General features: G+C 61.7%; 21 protein-coding genes. 10 read left to right on the top strand and 11 right to left on the bottom strand.

Annotated elements, in window-relative coordinates:
• Positions 1–6: 6 nt before the first annotated feature.
• Positions 7–906, bottom strand: a complete 900-nt coding sequence (locus AC2ETI_RS29075; protein WP_483634740.1) for a LysR family transcriptional regulator — start codon at positions 904–906, stop codon at positions 7–9.
• Between the two features lie 141 nt (positions 907–1,047).
• On the opposite strand from AC2ETI_RS29075, the gene AC2ETI_RS29070 reads away from it, so the two are divergent.
• From AC2ETI_RS29070 to AC2ETI_RS29050, 5 genes are all read left to right on the top strand, one after another.
• Positions 1,048–2,463, top strand: a complete 1,416-nt coding sequence (locus tag AC2ETI_RS29070) for an FAD-binding oxidoreductase (protein WP_483634739.1) — start codon at positions 1,048–1,050, stop codon at positions 2,461–2,463.
• A gap of 13 nt (positions 2,464–2,476) precedes the next feature.
• On the top strand, positions 2,477–3,118 hold the full coding sequence (locus AC2ETI_RS29065; protein WP_046379567.1) for a histidine phosphatase family protein: 642 nt from the start codon (positions 2,477–2,479) through the stop codon (positions 3,116–3,118).
• Positions 3,118–4,302: a winged helix DNA-binding domain-containing protein gene (locus tag AC2ETI_RS29060; protein WP_483634738.1), complete on the top strand. Its 1,185-nt coding sequence runs from the start codon at positions 3,118–3,120 to the stop codon at positions 4,300–4,302. Before AC2ETI_RS29065 ends, AC2ETI_RS29060 begins: the two co-directional genes overlap by 1 nt.
• 133 nt (positions 4,303–4,435) lie before the next feature.
• Positions 4,436–5,911 carry an aldehyde dehydrogenase family protein gene (locus AC2ETI_RS29055; protein WP_133727339.1) on the top strand — a complete coding sequence of 492 codons (1,476 nt, stop codon included), beginning with the start codon at positions 4,436–4,438 and terminating at the stop codon, positions 5,909–5,911.
• Complete coding sequence (locus AC2ETI_RS29050) at positions 5,908–6,645, top strand: SDR family oxidoreductase (RefSeq protein WP_020971261.1); 738 nt, start codon at positions 5,908–5,910, stop codon at positions 6,643–6,645. The genes AC2ETI_RS29055 and AC2ETI_RS29050 overlap by 4 nt, the downstream gene beginning before the upstream one ends.
• 81 nt (positions 6,646–6,726) lie before the next feature.
• Here AC2ETI_RS29050 and AC2ETI_RS29045 read toward each other — a convergent pair whose 3' ends face one another.
• Positions 6,727–7,368 carry a TetR/AcrR family transcriptional regulator gene (locus AC2ETI_RS29045; protein ID WP_021333298.1) on the bottom strand — a complete coding sequence of 214 codons (642 nt, stop codon included), beginning with the start codon at positions 7,366–7,368 and terminating at the stop codon, positions 6,727–6,729.
• 293 nt (positions 7,369–7,661) lie between these two features.
• On the opposite strand from AC2ETI_RS29045, the gene AC2ETI_RS29040 reads away from it, so the two are divergent.
• Complete coding sequence (locus AC2ETI_RS29040) at positions 7,662–9,011, top strand: lipase family protein (protein ID WP_483634737.1); 1,350 nt, start codon at positions 7,662–7,664, stop codon at positions 9,009–9,011.
• A gap of 17 nt (positions 9,012–9,028) precedes the next feature.
• Here AC2ETI_RS29040 and AC2ETI_RS29035 read toward each other — a convergent pair whose 3' ends face one another.
• The 5 genes from AC2ETI_RS29035 to fepB are packed head-to-tail and all read right to left on the bottom strand — an operon-like array spanning position 9,029 to position 13,857.
• Positions 9,029–9,871 carry a siderophore-interacting protein gene (locus tag AC2ETI_RS29035; RefSeq protein WP_317559107.1) on the bottom strand — a complete coding sequence of 281 codons (843 nt, stop codon included), beginning with the start codon at positions 9,869–9,871 and terminating at the stop codon, positions 9,029–9,031.
• 21 nt (positions 9,872–9,892) lie between these two features.
• A complete protein-coding gene (locus AC2ETI_RS29030; RefSeq protein ID WP_483634736.1) occupies positions 9,893–10,717 on the bottom strand; it encodes an ABC transporter ATP-binding protein in 825 nt (274 codons plus the stop codon).
• A 23-nt stretch (positions 10,718–10,740) separates the two neighbouring features.
• Positions 10,741–11,790, bottom strand: a complete 1,050-nt coding sequence (locus AC2ETI_RS29025) for a FecCD family ABC transporter permease (protein WP_153212971.1) — start codon at positions 11,788–11,790, stop codon at positions 10,741–10,743.
• A gap of 2 nt (positions 11,791–11,792) precedes the next feature.
• Positions 11,793–12,839, bottom strand: a complete 1,047-nt coding sequence (locus AC2ETI_RS29020) for a FecCD family ABC transporter permease (protein WP_483634735.1) — start codon at positions 12,837–12,839, stop codon at positions 11,793–11,795.
• Between the two features lie 4 nt (positions 12,840–12,843).
• On the bottom strand, positions 12,844–13,857 hold the full coding sequence (fepB, locus tag AC2ETI_RS29015; protein WP_483634734.1) for a Fe2+-enterobactin ABC transporter substrate-binding protein: 1,014 nt from the start codon (positions 13,855–13,857) through the stop codon (positions 12,844–12,846).
• A 103-nt stretch (positions 13,858–13,960) separates the two neighbouring features.
• Between fepB and AC2ETI_RS29010 the strand changes: the two genes are divergently transcribed.
• Positions 13,961–15,574: a helix-turn-helix domain-containing protein gene (locus AC2ETI_RS29010; RefSeq protein WP_483634733.1), complete on the top strand. Its 1,614-nt coding sequence runs from the start codon at positions 13,961–13,963 to the stop codon at positions 15,572–15,574.
• Here AC2ETI_RS29010 and AC2ETI_RS29005 read toward each other — a convergent pair.
• Complete coding sequence (locus tag AC2ETI_RS29005; RefSeq protein WP_483634732.1) at positions 15,562–15,939, bottom strand: VOC family protein; 378 nt, start codon at positions 15,937–15,939, stop codon at positions 15,562–15,564. The two genes, AC2ETI_RS29010 and AC2ETI_RS29005, sit on opposite strands and share 13 nt — an antisense overlap.
• Positions 15,940–16,036: 97 nt before the next feature.
• Here AC2ETI_RS29005 and AC2ETI_RS29000 point away from each other — a divergent pair, with 97 nt between their 5' ends.
• Complete coding sequence (locus tag AC2ETI_RS29000) at positions 16,037–16,762, top strand: TetR/AcrR family transcriptional regulator (protein ID WP_141488161.1); 726 nt, start codon at positions 16,037–16,039, stop codon at positions 16,760–16,762.
• A 334-nt stretch (positions 16,763–17,096) separates the two neighbouring features.
• Positions 17,097–17,333 (top strand): hypothetical protein, encoded by a 237-nt coding sequence (locus tag AC2ETI_RS28995; RefSeq protein ID WP_029256623.1) that lies wholly within the window; start codon positions 17,097–17,099, stop codon positions 17,331–17,333.
• A 7-nt stretch (positions 17,334–17,340) separates the two neighbouring features.
• Here the strand turns inward: AC2ETI_RS28995 and AC2ETI_RS28990 are convergent, their stop codons facing one another.
• The 3 genes from AC2ETI_RS28990 to AC2ETI_RS28980 are packed head-to-tail and all read right to left on the bottom strand — an operon-like array spanning position 17,341 to position 20,842.
• The gene (locus AC2ETI_RS28990; protein ID WP_483634731.1) at positions 17,341–18,996 is read right to left on the bottom strand and encodes an AMP-binding protein; all 1,656 of its coding nucleotides are present in this window, start codon (positions 18,994–18,996) and stop codon (positions 17,341–17,343) included.
• On the bottom strand, positions 18,993–19,457 hold the full coding sequence (locus AC2ETI_RS28985) for a MaoC family dehydratase (RefSeq protein WP_019745949.1): 465 nt from the start codon (positions 19,455–19,457) through the stop codon (positions 18,993–18,995). The genes AC2ETI_RS28990 and AC2ETI_RS28985 overlap by 4 nt, the downstream gene beginning before the upstream one ends.
• Positions 19,458–19,471: 14 nt before the next feature.
• A complete protein-coding gene (locus AC2ETI_RS28980) occupies positions 19,472–20,842 on the bottom strand; it encodes an MFS transporter (RefSeq protein WP_019745950.1) in 1,371 nt (456 codons plus the stop codon).
• A 218-nt stretch (positions 20,843–21,060) separates the two neighbouring features.
• Between AC2ETI_RS28980 and AC2ETI_RS28975 the strand changes: the two genes are divergently transcribed.
• Positions 21,061–21,759, top strand: coding sequence for a TetR/AcrR family transcriptional regulator (locus tag AC2ETI_RS28975; protein WP_232816831.1), 699 nt, complete (start codon positions 21,061–21,063; stop codon positions 21,757–21,759).
• Positions 21,760–21,787: the final 28 nt, after the last annotated feature.

Here is a 21,787-nt window from a genome sequence, read left to right as displayed (position 1 = left end):
CTTGTGCTACACAGTGGTTGACGATCTTTCGCGTTCGGCGAGCGCAACGAAGGGTGCAAGCGCGGGATTCGGGTTGTCCGGACGGTAGGTCACGGCAACTTCGAGAGTCGGCTGCACGCCGGCGATCTCACACAGGTGAATACCCGGGATTCGGAGCATCCGGGCCCGCCCCTGCGGGATCGGCGCAATTCCCACCCCGTCCGAGACGGCGTGCAAAACCTGCTCGTCGTCAGCCTCGAATCGAACGATATTCGGAGTGCTGTCGGGCCAAAGCTGTTCGAGCGTCCGCGAATACATCCCGGGTGCATTCGCCTCGGGCCAGAATACGACGGGGATGTCCACCAGATCTCCGAGTTCGAGTGTCGTTCGATCCCCGAACGGATGATCCACGGGAACGGCGACCAGGATAGGTTCGGTGTCGAGGACGATCAGGGGAAGTTCACGATCGTCGTCATCGAGCGGCGGTCGCACAACCGCGATGTCGACGGCTCCGGTTCGGACGAGGTCGACAGTCTGCGCCGAAGTGCCCCGGTGCACGACAACTTCGACGCCTGGATAGAGCTTGCGATAAGTGCTGACCAGATCTCCGACGGCGCCACCCGCCCACGAACGGGTGTACGCGATGCGCAGTTCCCCGTCCACACCGCGAGCAGCCAATCGAATTCGTTCGACCGCCCGGTCTGCGCACCCGAGCAAGAAGCGTGCCTCTCGTACCGCTACCCGCCCCGCGTCGGTGAAAGTGAACTGCGGACCTCGGCGATCCACCAGAGGAACGCCGAGTTCGCGCTCGAGAACTTTGATCTGCTGACTGAGTGCAGATTGCGCCACGTGGACGTTCGCGGCGGCGCGAGTGAAGCTGCCGTGATCCGACAGAGCAATCAGATAGCGGGCGCGCTGCAGGTTCATACGGCGATTATAAGAAGAACAGATGGTGGTGTCACTACTTGGTCTTGGACAGCGCATCACCTGAGGTCGGAGGATCGAGTGCAGATTGCTCCACCGCTCGTCTCTCGAAAAACTGTCCCCCGAACGATCACAAGGTTGAACATGAGCCCCCGAACACTCGTCGAAGCACGCGAACCTGCAACGGACGCGAGGTTCCTCGGCGCCCTCGCAGAGATCGTCGGCGAAGCGCATGTTCTCACCGATCCAGAGCTGATCGAGGGTTACACACGGGACTGGACGGGACGTTGGATCGGTGACGCAATAGCTGTGGTCCGTCCGGCCGACACCGCCGAAGTGTCCGCCGTCGTCACGACCTGCTTCGAGGCCGGGATTCCCATCACCCCGCAAGGTGGAAATACCGGACTTGTCGGTGGCGGAATACCATCGGCTGGATCAGTGGTGCTGAGCACCAGGCGTTTGGATTCGATCGAGACCGTCGACCCCATCGGCCGGACAATCGCGGCCGGTGCGGGCGTGACCGTCGCTCGCGCCGACCTGGCGGCCTCGGCACATGGCCTCCGATTCGGAATCGATTTGGCATCAAAGGAATCCGCGACCCTCGGCGGCATCGTCGCAACCAACGCCGGCGGTACCCGCATGGTCCGATACGGAAATACACGGGCACAGATACTCGGAATCGAGGCAGTACTCGCCGATGGTTCCGTCTTGAGCAGGTGGACTCCACTTGTCAAAGACAATGTCGGATACGACATCCCAGGGCTTCTTGCGGGCAGTGAGGGAACGCTCGCGATTGTCACCAAGGTCCTGATGAAGTTGGTCACCCCGACGACCGACACCCAGGTCGTGCTCGCGGGTGTGCGCGACGTCGATCAAGCGCTGCATCTGTGTAATCGCGTGCGCCAGAGCGGGTTGACCGTCGAAGCCGCCGAAATCATGACCGACGACGGCATCTCCCTCGTCTGCGCGCACACCGATGCCCGTCGCCCGTTCGGCACACCGTCACCGATGTACACCCTGATCGAGGTGTCATCGCCGCGCGAGACGGAAGAGTCACTCCTGGAAGTTCTCTCTGCCTCTGACGATCTCATCGAGGACGCGACAGTCGAGCCTGGCCCCGCTCGAAAGCTGTGGACTCTGCGAGAAAGCCATACCGAAAGCATCAGCGCTTCATCGACGACTCCGGTGGTCAAACTCGACATCTCCGTCCCTTTGTCCGTGATGGGCATGTTCATCGAGAGACTCCGCGAAGTACTCGCCGAACGATTCGTCCATGTGCGTCCAATGTTGTTCGGACACTTCGCCGACGGGAATATCCATGTGAATCTTCTTGACGCCGAACCGAGCATCGCCCACGAACTGACCGATACGGTCTTCGAACTCGTCTCCGCCCATCACGGAAGTATCAGCGCCGAGCACGGGATCGGTCGCGCGAAGTCACCGTGGATAGCGCTGGGGCGCACGGAAACCGACATCGCCGCCATGAAGCTGATCAAATCGTCCTGGGATCCGTGTGGAATCCTCAATCCTGGAATACTGTTGCCCGAAACGGTCGGGTAACAAAAGGGGTCTCGTGCAGGATCTTTACGTCGTCACTCATCCTCATGCCGAACACACAGCACAGGACATCGTCGGAGGTTGGCACAATTCGGTTCTCACGCCCGCAGGCAGGCGCGATGCAGAATTGATCGCCGAAGAGTTGAAACGTCGACGCGCAGGAACTTCGCGCCCGATCCGCATCACCTCTTCCGACCTCGAACGGTGCGCCGAGACATCCGCGATCATCGCCCGGACACTCGATGTTCCGGCGACAACAGACTCTCGATTGCGCGAAATCAGCTTCGGAGAAGCCGAAGGGCGCCCGAACTCGTGGCTGGCCCAGCGGCAGGTTCCGGCTCCTGACGACAACCGCCTCGATCACCGTGGCCCCGTTGCCGGTGCCGAAACCCGCCGCGACATCGCATCAAGGGTCGGCGAGTGCATTCGCGAACTGATGACCGAACTCGACCACGATCACGTGGTCGTAACACACGGATTTGCACACACATTCGTCGTCTCCGCTTGGCTGCAGATCCCCGTAGAAGCCACAGGGTTTGCGACCTTCGCGACCACGCCCGGGGCCATCACACATCTCCAACACGACGACTACTGGCGCAATCGAACTCTCGCGCAACTAGCTGATACGACGCACTTGGCCTGTGGCACGATGGCCTGATGCGCCATGTCTCCGACGACGAACGCCGTGCACGCATAGGAGTACGTCACGCGCTGGCGCCTTCGTTCCGCGTCGATTCTCCGGAAGCTGCCACTCGGGCGATGACGGTACTGCACGCCACCGAGTCAGCGACGGTCTATCTGTCTTGCTGGGCGAGGGTTCGGTCATTGGACGCCGCCGACGTCGACAACGCGTTGTACGACCAACGCAGTCTCGTGAAGCAATTGGCTATGCGCCGCACGCTCTTCACGTTCCCCCGAGACTTGCTGCCGGCCGCGTGGTCGAGTGCGTCCGCCCGCGTCGCGAACACCGAGCGCGCACGAATGGCCAAGGATGTCGTCAAGGCCGGAATCGCCGTCGACGGCAACGACTGGCTCGATCGCGCGCGGGCGGAGGTTCTGACACTGCTCACCGAAGCCCCTGAAGGACTTTCCGCACTCGAGGTCCGTCAGGCAGTACCGATGACAGACGTCAAGGTCGAGGGTTCGGCAGGCGAAATCTGGTCGGCACCCAGGGTTCTCACACACCTCGGGGCGACCGCAGACATCATGCGCGGCGCCAACACCGCCCGATTCCCCGTCTCACGCCCACTGTGGACTCTCACTCGACACTGGCTCGACGACGCCCCCATCGATCTCGAATCTGCAGACGGATACCGAGAAATAGTCCGACGCTGGCTCCACTCCTTCGGACCGGGGACGGAAGACGACATCGTCTGGTGGCTGGGCTCGACCAAGACGGTCGTCCGGGCAGCCCTCTCCGAACTCGAAGCCGTTGCAGTCTCACTCGACGGTGGCGACACCGGCTGGTTACTACCGGATGACGTCGCCACGGTGTCTGATCCAGGTCCTTGGGTGGCACTCCTACCGGTGCTCGACCCGACGATCATGGGGTGGAAGAACCGTGACTTCTATCTCGGCCCGCACCGCAGCCAACTCTTCGACACCCGCGGTAATGCCGGCACCACCGCTTGGGTCGACGGTCGCGTCGTAGGGTGCTGGATCCAAGACGGAACCGGTGTGGTGCACGTTCGATTGCTCGAGACCGTGTCAGCGTCTGCGCGACGTTCTCTCGATGCCGAGGCGGCGCGCCTCACGGAGTGGCTGGGCGGCGTCAGAATCGGCACGGGGTACGTCTCACAGGCTATGAAGCAAGCGGTTGGAATTGCTGCAGCTACGCCTTGACGACGTAACCAGAACACTGTTCTAGCTGGTCTTTCTGCTGACGCCATCCATGGGAGGTAAGGCGACCATCGACAAGTGTACGAAACGTACAGTACACTTCGTCAGTCAGTGATTGACCGATCTAGGAGGTTCCATGGAGGGTCAAGCAGTTCGTGAATACGGTGCGTTCATCAACGGAGCGTTCCGAGCCATGGGCACATCCACATTCGAGGCCCGTAACGCCGCTTCCGGCGCTCTACTCGCCACACTGTCTCGGTGCGGGCCCACAGAGATCGACGACGCGGTCGAAGCCGCCAGGCGGGCATTTCCTGCATGGGCGAACCTGACCGCTGAAGAACGATCCGCCAAAATCTTGCAGTTTGCCGCGCTCGTGGAGGATCGGGCCGAAGAGCTTGCCCAGCTCGAATGTATGGATACCGGGCGCCATATCAGGGAGATGCGCGAGGACTATCGAGCCGCCGTCTCACACCTGCGATACTTTGCGTCAATCTCGCTGGCCCACCATGGCTTCGGCCGCGAGTTGGCATCGGGATACCTGGTCGCGAAGCGAGTGCCATTGGGCGTATGTGGACAGATCATTCCCTGGAACGATCCCGTGGTAATGACGGCGTTCAAGATTGCACCTGCTCTCGCTGCGGGAAACACAGTGGTCCTCAAACCTGATGAAAATGCTTGCGTTTCCGTCATGGAGCTGGCCAGGATCGCCGCCGACGTGTTTCCCGCAGGCGTTTTCAATGTTGTCCCTGGTCTTGGCGAGGAAGCCGGCGCAGCCTTGATAGACCATCCGAAGGTCAGCAAACTCGCTTTCACCGGAAGCACCGAAGTCGGCCGACTCGTGGCACACGCCGCAGCCTCACGGCTGATCTCGACCACACTCGAACTCGGCGGCAAGAGTCCCAGCATCGTGTTTCCTGATATCGAGGACATCGATGCAGTGGTCGCCGATGCCACCGCAGGTGTCCTCATGTGCAACGGCCAATCCTGCTTGGCCGGAACACGTCTCTTCATCCACGAGGATATCTATGACACCTTCGTGGAAAAACTGGTCGCAGGATTCCGATCATTGCGAGTCGGGCCGCCACTGAACGAGGACACCGAACTGAGCGGATTAATCCACCAGGAACACGCCGAACGTGTGATCTCCATGATCAAATCCGGGATCGACGAAGGCGCACAACTACTTACAGGTGGGGATCTGGTAGAAGTGCCGGGATTCGAAGCCGGAAACTTCGTCGCGCCGACGATTCTCGAGGTCGCCAACTCGATGCGAATCGCACAGGACGAAATCTTCGGACCTGTCCTGTGCGTCCTCAGATGGAACAACTACGAGCACGTGATCGCAGAAGCCAATGACACTCCGTACGGTCTCGCTGCTGGGATCTATACCTCCAACCTGAAGAACGCGATGGAAACCGCGGATCGTCTTGATGCGGGCTGCGTCTGGATCAATCAGTACTTCAATCTGGGAGGCGGTGTCCCCTTCGGGGGATTCAAGGAAAGCGGTCTGGGGCGAGAGTTCTGCCTCGAGACGCTCAACGAATACACCCAACTCAAATCCATCACTGTCGCCACGTCGACGCCCACGACAAACCAAGGAAGCACAAATTGAAAATCTCGGGAAATACCATCTTCATTGCCGGCGGAACCTCCGGTATCGGCCTCGCACTTGCAGTGGGATTGCAGAACGAGGGGAACAAGGTAATCGTCGGAGGGCGTCGATCCGCTCTGCTGCAAGAGATCTCGGACAAGTACCCGGGCATCAGCACGGTCGTCATCGACGTGGACGACCCGAGATCCATTCGAACCGCACATGAATCCGTCACGGAGGACTTTCCCGATCTGAACGTCCTCGTGACGATGTCGGGAATCATGTACCCGGAAGACTTGAAGAACCCGGACTTCCTCGACATCGCCGAGAGAACCGTCACGACAAACCTTCTCGGAACAATTCGCTTGGCCGGCCAGTTCATCCCGCATCTGATGACTAAGCCCAATGCCACCATCGTCACCGTCTCATCCGCCGTCGGCTTCGTCCCACTGCCCGTCACGCCCACGTACAACGCGACAAAGGCGGCGGTTCATCTCTTCACCGAGAGCATGCGCGTACAACTCGCCGATACCTCGATCCAGTGCATCGAACTCATTCCGCCCGGAGTCCGCACCACGCTGATGGGCCAGGAGAACTCGGAATCAGCTCTGCCTCTTGATGATTACATTGCCGAGACCATCGGCCTACTGAAGGCGCACGACGACGCCACGGAAATCGTGGTCGACGCCGCCAAGCCGCTTCGCAACGCCGAGATCAACGGTGAGTACCAGCTAGTACTGAAGATGCTCAGCTGACACCCGAGTGTTGAGGCACATCGCAGTGCGGGGAGGGCAATTCGCCCTCCCCGCGCTGCGGATTCTCAACGGAGAACCCGTCTATGCACCACTGCGGAGTCCACGAACTGCGTGATCGATGATCGAGCGCACAGTGTTGTCGTCGATACCCGCGTGCCCGACCAACATCCGGTAGATCAACGGCCCGAAGAACAGATCGATCGCTTCCTCGGTGTCGATGTCTTCGCGAAAGTAGCCGGAATCCACACACCGCCGAATCAGTGCGGCGAAACCTCGACGACGTTCGTCGAGGAAGAACGTGCGGAAGTATGCCGCCGTCGTCGGATCGTTGGCACACGCGCCGACAAGTTCGGCAAAGATCGACCCGAGTGGACCTCGGTAGAACTTTCCGATGTCACCTAGATAGTCGTTCAAATCGGCTTGCGCACTATCGGTCTCGGGAAATGTCAGATGACGAGCCATGAGCACGCCGAATGCTTCAGCAGCGATGGCTTGCCGCGACGGCCAGTGTCGATACAGAGTCACCTTGCTGACACCGGATTGTTCGGAGATCGCATCGATGGTCGCGGCCTTCATTCCACCGGATTTCAGAAGAGCTTCTGCTGATCTGAGGGCCTTCTCGTGGGCCGCCTCACTACGTGCACCGCTCGGAGGAGTCAGCAATCCCGTCTCGGCATCACCCGAGCCCCGAAACACGCCGTCGTCGGGAGCGCGCTTACCCATGTCCACTCCTTAGTCCTTCAAGACCTTGCAGCACAGAGCATTTCCCGGCATCGGAGGACCCGGCACAGCCCAAGGCAGCAACTTGTCGCGATAGCTACTAGTCGTATCGTACACATGGCGCCCTGGACCGAATCAGCATGGTCACAACAACAAGCCCAATCTGATTGCGTCCGCGCATGATTCAAACAACCAGCGCAAGCCTCTCGTTTATTACTCAAAAGTAAGATAGCGTGTGGTCGTCATCACACCAGCCCGTCAAGTACCGAGAGACATACGAAACCGAAGGGTCGATCGTGGCATCGAGGATTCTCTTTCAGGGAGCGGTGGCGCTGACAGCCATTGCACTCACAGGCATCACAGCACCTACTGTCGCCGCGCAACCGTCGGCGGATTCCTTCTATCAGTACGACGGTTCGGCACCGCTGTCGTCGTATCAGCCTGGGGCCGTTCTCAAAACGAGAACCTTGCCCTATCACGTCGTCAACATTCCTACCCCGTTGCAAGCCGTGCAGGTGTTGTACCGGTCGACCGACGCTCTCGGCCGGCCGTCTGCGAATGTCACGTCGATTCTTCGACCACCCAATGCCCAGCCGGACAAAGTTGTCTCGTTCCAGTCGGCCTACGATTCGCTGAACCCGGAAGACGGTCCGTCACGAGCTGTCGCGGGGGACACCCCGATCGGCAGCCTGACCGCCAGCGGACGGAACGTCGCCTTCGGCGGGACTCTCGCTTCCGGCGAAGCTGTCATGTTCGGTCCCCTACTGGCACTGGGCTACACCGTCGTCATTCCCGACACCGAAGGGCCGAACGCAGACTTCGCGGCGGGACCCGAATACGGAATGATGACTCTCGACTCTCTTCGCGCCGCCCGCAACACTCCCGAGACAGGTATTGCCGACTCAGCCGAGATCGGCCTGATGGGATACTCGGGCGGAGCAATCGCCACCAACTGGGCGTCCATCCTCGCTCCGGACTACGCCCCGGACATCAACGAGGACCTGATCGGCGCCGCCCAGGGTGGACTGTTGGTCAACCCGGCGAACAACCTCCGGTACGCAAACGGAAGCATCGGCTGGGCAGGCGTTGTCGGGATGGCAGTCGTCGGACTTGCCCGTGCCTACGACATAGATTTCGATCCGTATCTCGGCGATCGCGGACGCGAACTCCTACCTCGCATCGAGGATGCCTCGATCGGGAACGTCATCCTGCAGTACCCGGGGGTGACCTGGCAGGACCTTGCCAAACCAGAGTATGCGAACCCCAACTCGGTGCCCGAGTACGTCGACGTCGCCAACAAAATCAACATGGGCAACGCGCCGATACCCACCATCCCTATGTTCATCGCTCAAGCCGCAAACGGAGCCCTCGAGGGCACCCAGCCAGGTGGACCCGGCGTCGGCCCTGGCGACGGAGTCATGGTTGCCGGGGACGTCCGCACACTCGCCACTCGTTATTGCGACGCAGGTTTGTCGATCCAGTACGACCAGTACGACACCATCAGTCACGTTCCCGGTGGCGCGCTTTGGCTCCCCGGCGCCATCACCTGGCTCAACGACCGTTTCAACGGGAATCCGGCGCCGAACAACTGCTCGAACATCGCACCGGGCAATTCACTGGCGCCGGAAGAACACGCGGCGGGTTGAAGTATCCAACCGTCGGTTCAGATCCCGATGGCGAGATCGTCGATATCCGCGAGTGTGCCGCCGTTTTCGAGGATGCTCGTGTAGTTCCGAAGTCGGTTCTGATCTATCTCGGTGGTGCTGACGCCACGCTTCCAGTACCCGAAGACAACTACATCGTCCTTCGCCAGGCCGACTGTCTTACGGAAATGCGCTCGGATGGAGCGCATTTCGTCTCGCTCACCGGCTCCCCACACCGCATAGTCTCCTGGGTTATCGAGTTCGACGGCGTACTCGGCGAGGCAATCTTCGACATGGTGCAGCGCGAGGCCGGGGATCACGGGTAGTTCCGCGAAAGCCTCGGCGTCACCGGTGGCGACCCAACCGACACCGGTCACACCCTCGGGCCACTGAAGCAGAATCGAATAGAGGGCAGGTATCGCGGTGTCGTCGGCGAACAGTGCGACGCGGCGACCAGCGATCTCGGGAACGAGGAAGTGCGGGCGAGGGCCGGTGAGCGAGAACGTGTCACCCACACGACGGTCGTCGGCCCACCGCATCATCGGGCTGGTGTGACCGTGCAGCACGACGTCGAAGGTCATCGAACCGCTCGACGCATCAAAGGTGCGCACCGTGTAGACACGAGAGACGTCGTCGTACTGCGGACCCAACTGGATGCGGAATGCGACGTTGGGACGCAACCAATTCGGGTCGTCCGCCGACGAAGTCAGCTGGGCGGTGATGCGCAAGATGCTCTCGGTCGGACGTTCGACGCTTTCGACGACGGCAACCACGTCGTTGAGACCGCGGTCGTGATCTTCGCCGCGTGGCGCCTTTGCCGACGCAGAGGTTTCAGTTTCTTCAGGTCGAGATGCGGTAGTCATTGATATCTCCTGATCGATGGTTCAGTTGTGGACGGGTAGCTGGCTGGCAGGTCTTCGATCACGCGGAACAACAAGTGGCCGTCCGGTTTCGGGGTCTTCGAGGACCAGAGCCTCGAGGTCGAACACTTCACGCAGCAACTCAGGGGTGAAGACGTCCGAGGCACTGCCCTGCATGACGATTTTTCCGGACCGCATGGCAACTACGTGCGTGGCATATCGAGCCGCGAGGTTCAGGTCGTGCAGGACCGCGACCAACGTTCGACCGGACTGGTGCAGTTGGGAACACAGGTCGAGAACCTCGATCTGGTGGGCGATGTCGAGAAAGGTGGTCGGTTCGTCGAGCAACAACACCGGGGTGCGCTGCGCGAGTGTCATGGCGATCCATACCCGCTGCCGTTGTCCACCGCTCAGTTCGTCCACCAATTGATCTGCTGCATCGCGCATTCCGACCTCAGTGAGCGCTTCGGCGACAACACGCTCGTCTTCGGGTGACCATTGGCGCAGCATGCTCTGGTACGGGTATCGGCCGCGAGCCACGAGGTCTGCCACGGTGATCGCTCCGGGTGAGAGCGGAGACTGCGGCAGCAGAGCGATGCGCCGAGCCACTACCTTGGTGCGATAGGACCGAATGTCGTTACCGTCGAGCAGAACCCGACCCGATCGCGGCGCGAGCATTCTGCCGAGCGCACGCAACAACGTCGACTTGCCGCACCCGTTCGGTCCGACGACCACGGTGAAACCGCCGTCGGGGATCTCGAGACTCAACTCGTCCACGATGGTTCGATCGGCGTACCGGAGCTCGATCTTCTCGGCGTGTAGCCGCGATACCGGAGCAGCTGTAGTCATGAATCTCTTTCGTAGCAAGGTTTTCAGGCCTGACGGGCCAGCAGCCAGATCAGATAGGCACCGCCGAGCAGACTGGTGACAAGACCGACCGGAGTTCGGAGGCCGACCTCGACCGCTTGGGCAATCAAGTCGGCGCCCGCCAACAGAACCGCGCCGAGCAGGAAGGAGGTCGCGACAAGAACACCGCTGCGCCGAGCCAACCGTCGTGCGATCTGGGGAGCTGCGAGCGCCACAAAGGCGATGGGACCGGTAGCTGCAGTTGCTGCTCCGGTGAGCGCGACCGCAAGCAGGATGCCGGCGAATCGGTATCGCTCCACGGAGATTCCGAGCGAAGACGCTGCGTCGTCGCCCATTTCCATCATGGTGACGCGCCTGGACACCACGACGAGAGCAGGAACGAGAACACCGACGGCGATCGCAACGCTGATCGCGTGTGGCCAACCGCGCCCGGTCAGCGAACCGGCCGTCCACTGCTGCACCACGGTGGCGTCGTCGATATCCGCGCGTACCACCAGGAACGACATCACGGCGCTCAGCATCGCCCCAACTCCGATGCCGACCAGGACGAGTCGAAGACCGCCGCTGACTCCGTCTTTGCGTGCCAGCGCGTACACGAGCAATGCGGTCAGCATGCCGCCGAGAACAGCAGCGCCCGCGGTCTGGAGTACCCCGCCGCCGAAGAACACGATCTGGACCACCGCCGCCGTCGCAGCGCCGGTGGTGAAACCGATGATGTCCGGCGAGCCGAGAACATTGCGCGAAAGCGTCTGGAAAACCGCGCCGGCCACACCGAGGCTTCCGCCCACCCCGATCGCGGTGATCAGCCGTGGAAGACGGCGATTCTGGACGGACCGAACCGCCGCTGGGGTGCCTTCGCCGTTCAGAGCGCGCCACACCTCGCCCAAGGACAGGTCCAAGGTTCCGTACATCAGCGTGGCAAACGAGAGCGCCGCCAATGCCGCGCTGATTGAGATGGCTACGAACAGCACTCGCGGGACTATGCGCCACGACCACGACCCGATTCGAACCACCCAACCGCGAAAGAGCGGTGGGACCGGCTGCGCTGCAATCATGTTCACAGTGACGCCACCCGCCGTGAACGAACGAGCGCGACAAACAACGGTCCGCCGAGCACAGCCACCGCGATCCCCGTCTGCAGATCTCCCGGCGCGGTGACAACGCGACCGAGCACGTCGGCCAAGAGCAGAAACGCCGGCGCGACGACGAGCACGCACGGCAGAAGAAGACGCAGATCCGGTCCGACGACGCTGCGCACGATGTGCGGCGCAGCCAGCCCCACGAATCCGAGTGGGCCTGCCGCCGCGGTGGCCGCCCCCGCGAGCAGGATGACTGCTACAGCGGATCCGGCCCGGGCGGGACCAGTGCGGGCGCCGAGCCCTTTGGCAACGTCCTCGCCGAGAGAAATGGCGTTGAGCGGTCGAATCAGCAACAACGACAACACGATACCGATCGCGATGAAGGGAAGCACGGTGACGATCACGTCTCCGCCGCGGCCCTGCAACGAACCCACGGCCCAAAATCGGAACTGGTTGAAGGCAGCCTCGTTGCTGATGAGAACCATGCTGGTGAGCGCCGTGATCGCCGTCGCCACAGCGGCACCGGCGAGCGCCATGCGCGCTGGGGTCGCGGCGCTGCGATGCGCAGACCCCAACATGTACACACCCACCGAGGCAACGGCCGCGCCGGCGAGCGCGAACCACAGATAACCGCCGACCGAAGTCACCCCCAGATAGGCAATCGCAATCACGACTGCCGCAGATGCTCCGGCGTTCACACCCAGTAGCCCCGGATCGGCCAGAGGGTTGCGGGTGATCGACTGCATCAGCGCGCCGGCCAGTCCGAGCGCAGCCCCGACCACCAGCCCGAGAATTGTTCGGGGCAGGCGTGATCCGATCACCACGAGGTGTTCGTTGTTGCCGGCGTCGTAGGAAAGGATCGCGTCGAGCACGGTGGCGACGGGGATGTTGCGAGAGCCGAGTACCAGCCCACCGACGGATGCCAGCACGATCACGACCACGGAGGCCACGACCAACAACCCCGCACGCGCGGCTGTCCCGGACCGCAGCGGTGCTTCGGTCCGGGACTGTGAAGAAGCGCTCACGCCGTCATTCACCGAACGTGGACACCAGCGACTCGACTGTCTGCTTGGCACTGAAGTAGTCGAGGCGGAAAGCCGCCGTTCCCATCGCGTAGACCCGATCACCCTTGACAGCAGGTTGATTCGCGAGAAGCGGATCGGCGGCGAGTTGCTTCTCCACGTCCTTGGGTCCCATCGAGACGGCAAACAGCGTCTGCGAGCCGTCAAGGGCGGCAGACATGTTCTCGGAGCTGACGATCGCGACGCCGGAGGCGCCCCGCTTGTCCGGGGCGACAAACTGCTCAGCGGGCTCGGCATAGGTGAAGCCGAGCGAGGTCAGCAGATTGCCCTGTGGGCTGTCGGCCCGGAACGTCCAGACACCGTCGGCACCCATGTAGACCAGCGCCGTCACCGGCTGCTCGGGAAGTTTGATCTTCCCGGCCTGCGTCGTCACCCAGCTGTCGTACTCGTCGACGGTCTTGCCTGCCTCGCTCTCGAGTCCGGTGACAGTCCCGAGCTGATCAGCGAGCTCCTCCCAGGAGCTGGCGCCGTAGTCGAGAAGAACGGTGGGTGCGATGTCGCTCAGCTGCGCGTAGGCGTCGAGCGTCGAGTCACCTCCGTTGGCGGACCCGATGATCAGATCGGGTTCGAACGTCTCGATCGCGTCGAGGTTCAGCTCGAGATTTCGGTAGAGAACCTCGACTCCACGATCAGCTGCCACCTCCGACCACTGGGAGAAGAACCCCTGGTCATCGGTCATTCCCGACGGCGTTGTTGCCGCGCTGGCGACGACCGGCGCGCCGATTGCAAGCAGCGTGCCGGTCAACGACGGCGAGGTGGACACGATTCGGGTCGGCTTCGAGGTGATCTCGGTACTGCGGTCGCCGTGATCGACGGTGCGCGGCCATCCCTCGGCAGAACCTGAGGTTTTCTGGATGTCCTCGGTTCCGGTATCGCTATCTGACGAGCTGGAACAGCCGGCAAGAGCGAGGGCGACGACCGCGGCGAGTATTGCCGCCGTCGGGCGAAGTGATCTGCGCATGAGTATGGCTTTCTGAAGGTACGAGAGTGCGCCGCTGCGAACGCAGACAGCAGAGGTAAAGTTAGCCATACTTAAGTAGCAAGGGTTGTCCAGGAGCGCCAACGTGTTACCACTATCAGAGCCGGACGCGATCGGGTTAGGGCCGGTCCGCGCGAGCGCCACCGAGCCCAGCACCGCCCGCTCACCGCTGTTGTTCTGGGTTCTTGCAGGCAGCGGACGCGTCCGAGTCGGATCGACGGTCCACGAGATACCAGCTGGCGAATCGCTGTGGATCCCGGCGGGTGCGCGATACGCAATGGAGACGGACTCGGATTCCGTCGCGTTTCCCATCCTGCTTCCGCCTTCGAACGGCGTCAGCGCCGGGCCGGCTACCGTGACGCGCCTGCGCGTTCCGCCCGGATGGGAAGACAGACTGATCCACGAGTTCGTTCACAACCTGGGCTATCTGCGCGGCGACGCTGCACACCCGTCGTCCTTGTTCGAGATGATCGCCCGGGCTGACGACGGGGCCACCTCGCTGCCGCGATTGCCGCAGTCACGGGAAGCGTTCGAGATCGCGCACGCCCTTTTGCGAACGCCTGGCACCGACGACACCGAGGGACAATTCGCGAGGCGTGCCGGGATCAGCATTCGAACGCTCCAGAGGTACTTCGTGGAAGAAACCGGCCTCACCTTCACGCGCTGGCGGCTACGAGCTCGGATCGCCGCCTCGTTGGAGTACCTGAAGCAGGACCGCGAGATCAGTTGGATTGCAAACGAAGTCGGCTTCGAAACAGGAAGCGGATTCACCCGCGCGTTCCGGGCCCAGATGGGAGAGAGCCCGAGCGGCTACCGTCGACGGGCCCTCTCCGGTCCAACCGATCGCAGCGTGGACACCGACAACGATCAAGCATTGGTCCGCATGCTCGCAGAGCCCAGGCAGCCCGGAGAAACTGCGCCGCCGATACCGGCCAACGCGACGTGGCCGCGCGTCAACGGCGCCCACGTCGCAGTGTGGGTTTACCGAGGCCAAGCCCGGGTGGACGTCGCGGACCGCAGCTGGGAACTGCGCACCGGCGAGGCCATGATTCTGCCTGCAGGCGTCCTCAATACCGTCACGGTTCCGACGGGTTCACTGCTGCTACCGCTCGGCTTCCGCTCCTCGAACAGGTCGACCGTATCTGCCGACGCCCTCGAGACCGTGCAGTTCTCCCCCGATGACGAATTGGCATTGCTGCACACTTTCGTCGCCGCCTACACACCCTTGCGCCCGCGTGGCCACGACAGCGCCGCAGCATTCGACATCATCGCCACCGGCCCTCTCGCACAATCGGTTTCGAACGGGTCTGCCGCCGATTCGATTGCCACACGACTGGCAGCGACAATCGCCGCCCGACCGGCCGACCCTCGCACTCTGGACGAGTGGGCGCAAGAGTTCGGTACCGACGCGGCCAGGCTGCGCCGGGAGTTCCGTATCGAGACCGGCACTACGTATCCGCAATGGCGATCGCTTTCACGGATGACCCAGGCACGCACCCAACTCCAACTCGGGGTTGCACCCGGAACGGTGTCGAGGAACCTGGGTTACGCGCACCTGCCCGCATTCAGCCGGGCGTTTCGCACTGCGCACGGGATCTCACCGCAGCGCTTCCAAGCTCAGTCCGTCGAACGCGCCCTCTGGTTACGTTCTGTGCCGCGCGCCGCCGAGCCGAGCGCTCGGGTTCTTCACACCCACTGAACGAGCTGCCACACAATGCCGTTGGGATCGACGAACTGGCAGTAGCGCTCGCCCCACGGTTCGGTCTCCGGCTCTGTGACGACGGAGGCACCTTCGGCAGCGATGCGGGCGAACTCGGCGTCGACGTCATCGACCACGAATGCGATGAGCATGCCTTGCCCGGCCGAACCTGCGACGAAGTCCGGCTTGAACGTACCGAGACCGGTGCGCAGGAAGACCACGTTGACCTCGGCATCCGGATGATTCAGAGAAACGAATCCATCGTCGGCCATGGCCTCGGTGAAGCCGAAATGGGTTTTCGCGAAGTGGGCCGACGCGTCCGTGTCGGCAACGTTCAAGGACAGAGCAGTGCTGGTGATTTTCATCGTGGCCTCCATGATCATAAACCTTGTGCAGTGCATACAGTATGCACCGTATAAGGTATACCACTGTTGAGGTATTCCCGATTTCTGGAGACGGCTGATGGCACGCGAACTGATCGACCTACTGTGGCGCGATCACCCCCTCGCACCGAAGGGTGGAGCCCGCGGCCCTCGCGCGAAGGTCACCACCTCACAGGCGGTCGACGTCGCTCTCGCCCTCGCGGACATGGAAGGGCTGGACGCGGTGACGGTGCGCCGATTGGCCGCCGAGCTCGGAATCTCGGGCATGGCGGTGTACACCCACGTCGGGTCCCGTGACGATCTCCTGGTGCTCATGGTCGACACCGTGCGCAGCAACAGTCCGCGCCTGTCGTACGGGAACATGACGTGGCGCAAGCGCGTGCGCCGGGTAGCCGAGGAGGAACTTGCCCTCTACTCGGAGCACTGGTGGCTCCTGGACATCACCGATCAGCGCTCCGCGTTGGGTCCGGGAACTATCGCGAAGTACGACCACGAACTACATGCGTTCGACGGCACCGGGCTGAGCGACATCGAGCGGGATTCCGCGCTGACGTTTGTCGCCGACTTCGCCCGGTCCTCGGCGCAAGCACGGCGCCCCGACCCCCGAGCGGCCGACATGGCCGAGGTGTGGTCGTCCTGGAACCAGCGTCTGGCTGCCTATCTCGGCGACAACTTCCCGCTGGCGCAGCGAGTCGGAGGAGCGGCCGGCGAAGCCAAGAACACCCCGTACAGCCCCGAGGCAGCGTGGAAATTCGGGCTGGACCGGGTCCTCGACGCCCTGGAAGGTCTTGTTCACATCGAATGACATTCCTGCAATTCGAAAACGCGAGAGCTGTTGCACGCCTATGAGAATCAATCGACCCGAGAGGTACGGGGTTCCAGTGAGCTTCTGATCGAGATTCCGCTGCGCGACGCAACCAGCTAGCCCCGACTTCAGCGGCATATATCCGCGGAGAAGGGGTAGACGAGTAGATACCGGCGGCACATCGACTCAACTCCAGGCGTGGTGGACAATGTTTCTCAGCGACCAGTCAATTCGTCATCACACCCGCCGTTTCGGTGCAGCTCTGTCGCCTTCTCACAAGTGGCCTCCCCCGACCGAAACACAGCGCGTCGCACGCTGGAGTGAGAGGTCGGAGATGCTGGGCGCGCTGTCGGTACTCCTGTTCTGGGCTTTCGGCTTCGGCATCCTTCTGGGTGCGGGCGCGATTACAACAGGAATCTTTGCGCTCCGACGTCACCCGAAGAAGTCTGGCGGGCATCTGCTCTCGAATGCCCGCCAGCTGCCGTGGGATGCAATAGTCGGCCTCTTCACCGGCGTCATCGGTCTTGCCCTGAGCGGCTGGTTCTTCGTCGTGGTCCTACCCAACATGTAGGCGTCTGCTAGCCAAGGCCGTTCGCGTCAGTGGCCAATGTTCGGAGTTCCCGTCGTAGGATCTTGCCCGTGGTGGTGAGCGGCAAGCTGTCGATGAAGGTGATCTGCCTGGGGTACTGGTAGAAAGCAAGGCGGCTTTTCACGTGGGTCTGCAACTCCTGGCGAAGCTCTTCCGAAGAGTTCGTTCCTTCGGACAGAACGACAAAAGCGTGAACGGCTTCCCCGCGCAACGGATCCGGAACACCGATGACGCCGGCCATAGCTACCTCGTCGTGCGAGAGCAGGCACTCTTCGATCTCGCCGGGGCCGATCCGGTACCCCGCGGACGAAATGACGTCATCGGCACGCCCCTGGTACCAGAAGTTCCCCGCTTCATCGGTCCGACCCAGATCACCGGTATGAATCCACCCGTCGTAGACCTTTTCATCAGTCTTCGACGGTTGGTTCCAATAGCCGAGGAACTGTCCGGGGTTGCCTGCCTTCACACAGATCTCGCCTACCTGCCCCACCGCTACCGGCTCGCCGAGCGGATCGAGGAGGGTGACGTCGAAGCCCGGAAAAGCGCGACCCATCGAGCCGCTCACGGGCGTCCACTTCGAACGCGAAGTGCCGATGGTCAGATTCATTTCCGTCTGCCCGTAGAACTCGTTGACAGCTACGCCGAGTGTGTTTGCAACCCACGCCTGCAATGCGTCACCGAGGGCTTCACCACCAGTTCCCAATGCTCGCAGCCGAATACCACGCGCAGCGGTGCCGTCGACGCCGATACTCCGCATCTGCTTGAGCGCAGTCGGAGGAATGAAGGCACCCGTTACTTTGTGACGGCTCAGAATCTCGACCGCACGCGCCGGTGTGAATTTGTCGGGCGTCGCAACCACGGGGCACCCCAACGCAAGGGCTGGAAACAGAACGTCGAACAGACCGCCGATCCAGGCCCAGTCTGCCGGCGTCCAGAAGACGTCTCCCCGCTGCGGCGCATTGTCGAATGCCGTCCGCATACCGGGCATGTGCGCCAAGAGAATTCGGTGCCCGTGGAGGGCGCCTTTCGGATTCCCCGTCGTTCCCGAGGTATAGATGATGATGGCGTGTGAATCGGGGCCCGTCGCTGCCAATTCCGCGCGCTCTGCGGCACTGTCGACGAGGCTGTGGAAATCGAGAAGTCGAACGGGGGTCGAATCGGAGGGCTGATCCGTCTCTCCGACAACGATGACGGCTTCGATGCCGGGTATCTCACCTATTCCGTCGGCAACTCGTTCGTAACAGTCCTTGTCGACCACAAGCACTTTCGCTCCCGAGTCACGCATACGATGAACGACCGCATCCGACCCGAACTTGACCGAAAGCGGAACGGTGACCATTCCGGATCGGAAGGCGCCCAGATGTGTCGCGAGAACCTCGATCCCCTGTGGGACCATCACACCGACGCGATCCCCTGAGACAAGGCCGAGATCCGCAAGCACGGTTGCGAACTTTCGGCTTGTCGTGGCGACTTCACCGAAGGTGTACCGACTCCAGTGTCCACCGGTGTCTACGACGAGGGCTAGATCATCGGGATTCTGCACATCGACACAGGCGTGCGCGATGTTGAATTGCTCTGGCACAGTCCATTCGAAGTCTTCTGCTTCGAGATCCTGCCACCATGACATATCCGGCCGAGAACTCACCGAGCACCCACTTCGAGGTCGAGAGAATGGGTCTCGCCTACCAGGAAAGAGAATTCGCCGGAGAAAACAAGGTCTCCGTCTTGGTTGACGAGTGAGCCTTTCGACGACACGATCGCGGTCTCACCGTCCGAGCGAGGGCGCACCGACAGCACTTCCGACACCGCATGCACCGAGTCGCCGAGGTAGGTCGGCCGGTGGAACCTGACGTGATCAAGTCCGTAGAAGCACTGGAGGTAACGGGGATCCAACTCCACCAGGCCGAGCAAGGTGGACAGCATGAGTGCGCCGTGGGCGATCTGGCGACCGAAGCGCGTCTGCTGCGCGTAGTCGGGGTCGAGGTGAAGAGGATGGCGATCCCAGGTGAGGTCGGCGAAACTTCGCACATAGTCTTCGGTGACGACCCGCGGGTCCGTTACCGCAATGTCTCCGACAGAGATCTCTTCGAAACTCTTTGTGATCATTGAAGTTTCCTCTACTAGTTGACAACCGTTGAGCGTTGATCGACCGGCGGTAGATAGGCCCCGTTGTCATCGATGTACATGTCGCGGCTTCCTTCGTCGAGGTCGGTGTCACGGACGAAGTAGACGCTGATCAGCGAAATCACCGACAGGGCAGCGATATACACAGCCACCGCGAACGATCCACCTGTCGCGCGGACCAACATGGCCGCGACCATCGGCGCGATTGCTCCACCCAAGAGCACACCGATCTGGAAAGCGATCGAGGCCGCGCTGTAGCGCACCCGGGCGTCGAACAATTCGGCGATGAACGTCGCCTGCGGCCCGTACGAGATGCTGAGCATGAAGGCGCCGACCGCCAATGCGCCGGTGGTGATCCAGAAGTTGCCGGTATCTATCGCGGCGAATGCAACGAAGACCCACAGACCCATGCCGGTGATCCCGACCATCAGGATCCGGCGTCGGCCGAACTTTTCGGACAGTTGACCGAAGATCGGAATGAAGATGACGGCAACGAGCGCGGACACCATGACCGCGCCGAGCATGAGGTTCCCGGACAGCAGATCGAATTGATCGGCGTACGTCAGGCTGTAGGTGTTGAGGATGTAGAAGTAGGCGCCGGTGCTGATCATCGAACCTGCGGCAAGAATGATCTGGCGAGGATAGTTCTTGAACGCGTCGACCATCGGGATCTTGACCGCGGTGTTCTGCTGCTTCACGCGAGCGAATGCCGGAGTCTCTTCCAACGCCGTGCGAATGTACAGCCCCACTGCAACCAAAGCGATACTCAGCAGGAACGGAATTCGCCATCCCCACACCAGGAATTGGTCTCCGGTGAGCGCCTTGGTGCCGAACATGACGGCCGTCGCCAGCAGAAGGCCGGCGGGCACACCCACCTGCGGCATGCTGCCGTAGAAGCCGCGGCGATTCTTGGGTGCGTACTCCACAGCAGTCAAAACTGCACCGCCCCACTCGCCGCCGACGCCGAATCCTTGAATCAGCCTCAACACAACGAGAAGAATCGGGGCCCACACACCGATCTGGGAAGACGTCGGAAGGACGCCGACCAGGAATGTTGCAGCTCCCATCAAGAGAAGTGCAAGCACCAAGACCTTCTTGCGTCCGATGCGGTCACCGAAGTGGCCCATCACAACACCGCCGAGTGGCCGCGCCAGAAAGCCGACCGCAAAGGTAGCGAAGGAGAGAATCGTCGCCAGCGCGGGATCTGCGCCCGAAAAGAACAGCGGCGCAAAGACCAAAGCGGCGGAGGCGCCGTAGATCTGAAAGTCGTACCACTCGATCGTGGTGCCGACCAGAACTGATCCGGCTACACGCCGCAGGGCAGGCCTGTCGACAGTTGCGGGAGATGGAGGATTCGCGTCGTTCATGTCATTGCTCCTTGTATGGAGTGCCCTGTTAGCTCGCGCACCGAGGGGAGGCTCGACAAGAACACTATGCAGTGACCCAACGCACAGTCAAGCATTTTTCAATCGATCGATTGATGAATAGATATGTAATTTGCCAGTACACAGGCAGCTGTCAATCAATTGATTGACGGTCAGTCGATTTCGGCGGCGATGCTAGCATGATTGGGCAACCAACCGAAATGAGGATCATGGACCTGGGGCGCGTTCAACGGGCGGCAGTCACGCTGTTCGCGACGAAAGGGTTCGCCGCTACCGGCATTCGTGAACTCGGAGCAGAAGCCGGCATCAACTCGGCAACGCTCTATCATTACGTCGGCAGCAAAGAGTCACTGTTGGCCTCGATCATTCGGTCGTGCCTCGACGAGCTGACACAGTCGGGAGAGCGGGCGATGCGTCGCAGCGCCGATCCCGTGGTCCAGCTCGCCGGCCTGGTGTCGTCGCACGTCGGCATTACCGCTGTCAACCAACTGACTGCCCGCGTCGCCGAGTACGAGATGCGCGGATTGACCGGAGACAACCGCATCGAGTTGCAGACGCTGCGCGACGAGTACGAGCTTCTTTTCGGACAGATCCTCGAACGCGGACAACGCGTGGGCGCCTTCGACATCGAAGATCTGGCATTGAGCCGACTCGCGATACTGGAGATGTGCACCGGGGTTGCGCACTGGTACCGGCCCGGTGGGCGTCTCGAGTTGGAAGATGTCCAGCGATTCTTCGTCAGCACCACATGCAAGCTTCTGTCGGTTCCGTCCGACGAACTGAACGGAGTGGACTTCATTCACGAAGTTCGAAAGCTGGACAGCGAACCCGAGACTCAGTCCTCCGAAATTTGGGGCACCCACGCACAGAGCGACTTCGTACGCCAGTCCGAACTGTAATCAGGCCAGGAATCCCTAGCCCTTTGTG

It is taken from the genome of Rhodococcus sp. MurmanLake-1 (assembly GCF_056945715.1).
This window is presented reverse-complemented; position numbering and strand designations above follow the sequence as displayed.

What these genes read in the sequence shown, in the direction of transcription:
- AC2ETI_RS29025 (WP_153212971.1), bottom strand. Translation starts at nt 11,790, where the DNA reads ATGATTGCAGCGCAGCCGGTCCCACCGCTCTTTCGCGGTTGGGTGGTT.
- AC2ETI_RS29075 (WP_483634740.1), bottom strand. Translation starts at nt 906, where the DNA reads ATGAACCTGCAGCGCGCCCGCTATCTGATTGCTCTGTCGGATCACGGC.
- AC2ETI_RS29035 (WP_317559107.1), bottom strand. Translation starts at nt 9,871, where the DNA reads ATGACTACCGCATCTCGACCTGAAGAAACTGAAACCTCTGCGTCGGCA.
- AC2ETI_RS29055 (WP_133727339.1), top strand. Translation starts at nt 4,436, where the DNA reads ATGGAGGGTCAAGCAGTTCGTGAATACGGTGCGTTCATCAACGGAGCG.
- AC2ETI_RS28975 (WP_232816831.1), top strand. Translation starts at nt 21,061, where the DNA reads ATGAGGATCATGGACCTGGGGCGCGTTCAACGGGCGGCAGTCACGCTG.
- AC2ETI_RS28985 (WP_019745949.1), bottom strand. Translation starts at nt 19,457, where the DNA reads ATGATCACAAAGAGTTTCGAAGAGATCTCTGTCGGAGACATTGCGGTA.
- fepB (WP_483634734.1), bottom strand. Translation starts at nt 13,857, where the DNA reads ATGCGCAGATCACTTCGCCCGACGGCGGCAATACTCGCCGCGGTCGTC.
- AC2ETI_RS28995 (WP_029256623.1), top strand. Translation starts at nt 17,097, where the DNA reads ATGCTGGGCGCGCTGTCGGTACTCCTGTTCTGGGCTTTCGGCTTCGGC.
- AC2ETI_RS29000 (WP_141488161.1), top strand. Translation starts at nt 16,037, where the DNA reads ATGGCACGCGAACTGATCGACCTACTGTGGCGCGATCACCCCCTCGCA.
- AC2ETI_RS28980 (WP_019745950.1), bottom strand. Translation starts at nt 20,842, where the DNA reads ATGAACGACGCGAATCCTCCATCTCCCGCAACTGTCGACAGGCCTGCC.
- AC2ETI_RS29070 (WP_483634739.1), top strand. Translation starts at nt 1,048, where the DNA reads ATGAGCCCCCGAACACTCGTCGAAGCACGCGAACCTGCAACGGACGCG.
- AC2ETI_RS29005 (WP_483634732.1), bottom strand. Translation starts at nt 15,939, where the DNA reads ATGAAAATCACCAGCACTGCTCTGTCCTTGAACGTTGCCGACACGGAC.
- AC2ETI_RS29060 (WP_483634738.1), top strand. Translation starts at nt 3,118, where the DNA reads ATGCGCCATGTCTCCGACGACGAACGCCGTGCACGCATAGGAGTACGT.
- AC2ETI_RS29030 (WP_483634736.1), bottom strand. Translation starts at nt 10,717, where the DNA reads ATGACTACAGCTGCTCCGGTATCGCGGCTACACGCCGAGAAGATCGAG.
- AC2ETI_RS29045 (WP_021333298.1), bottom strand. Translation starts at nt 7,368, where the DNA reads ATGGGTAAGCGCGCTCCCGACGACGGCGTGTTTCGGGGCTCGGGTGAT.